The sequence below is a fragment of the Achromobacter sp. Marseille-Q0513 genome (genome assembly GCF_018195695.1).
Classification (GTDB): Bacteria; Pseudomonadota; Gammaproteobacteria; order Burkholderiales; family Burkholderiaceae_B; genus Achromobacter.
In genome coordinates this window covers 1-370 of sequence record NZ_JAGTJY010000615.1, presented here as the reverse complement: position 1 = coordinate 370, position 370 = coordinate 1, and the positions used below count along the sequence as shown (strand labels likewise).

1 pseudogene is annotated in these 370 nt (G+C 63.0%); it reads right to left on the bottom strand.

Annotated elements, in window-relative coordinates:
• Positions 1–370 (bottom strand): annotated as a pseudogene (locus KDH83_RS32000) (TIGR03752 family integrating conjugative element protein); the annotation flags it as partial.

The following is a 370-nucleotide window of genomic DNA, read 5'->3' as shown; positions in this document are numbered from 1 at the left end:
CATAGACAGCGGCGAAGGCTTGGCCGTAGAGCTTGTTGACCCAGGCCGACATGTCTTGCACGCCACTGGCGAGTATCCGGCCCATCGCCTCATTGCCGGAAATACCGACCGTGCCGACGCCATTGCTGTTGCCGCTGAGCACCGCCACGTTTTGGCCAGGTTTGATGAAAGACGCCACGCCCGCGCCAGCGGCGGTAATCAGTGCTTGTGAACCCAGGTATTGCTGGGCATTGCTGCGTCGTTCGCCGCTGACGCATGGTATGCCGGGGGGAGCGCTGATCCCGCCCAGCCCATCGCCTTGCTGTTTGTTCTGCTGCTTGCCATCCCGCTCCTCCGGGATGGTGCGGATAGTGCCGGCGTGGAACACGCA